Below are 572 nucleotides of genomic sequence, written 5' to 3'. Positions count from 1 at the left end.
GTCCTGCGCGGCGCGGCTGATGTCGTATTTCTTGGCGACGTTCTCGGCCGTCATGCCCATGTGGTACTGGTTGTAGACGTCCCACAGGCCATCGACGATCATGGTGTCGATGAGCTTCCAGTCGCCCATGCGCTGGCCGTTGCGCGAGTTGGGCAGCGCATGCGGCGCCAGGCTCATGCTTTCCTGCCCGCCGGCGATCACGATCTCGCTGTCGCCGGTGGCCACGGCCTGCGCGGCCAGCATGACGGCCTTCAGGCCCGATCCGCAGACCGCATTGATGGTGAGCGCCGGGGTTTCCTTGGTGATGCCGCTCTTCATGAGCGCCTGGCGCGCGGGATTCTGCCCGCTGCCGGCCGTCAGGACCTGGCCCATGATGACCTCGCCGATCTGGTCGTTGCCGAGCTTGGCGCGCGCGAGCACTTCCTTGATCACGATGGCGCCGAGTTCAGTGGCCGCGATGTTGGCCAGCGAACCGCCGAACTTGCCCACCGCGGTGCGCGCGGCTGAAACGATGACGATGTCTTCCATGATGTGATCTCCGATGCGTGGATAAATAAAGACGGTGCGGGAAG

Annotated in this window: 1 protein-coding gene; it reads right to left on the bottom strand. The window is 64.7% G+C overall.

From position 1 onward, the window contains the following. A partial coding sequence (locus tag AC1DTN_RS38700; protein WP_477925516.1) for a thiolase family protein occupies positions 1-531 on the bottom strand: 531 nt, incomplete at its 3' end. Positions 532-572: the final 41 nt, after the last annotated feature.

Source organism: Rhizobium sp. 01T444, from assembly GCF_056398305.1.
The sequence above is the reverse complement of the archived record's forward strand: the minus strand, read 5'-3'. Positions and strand labels throughout refer to the sequence as shown.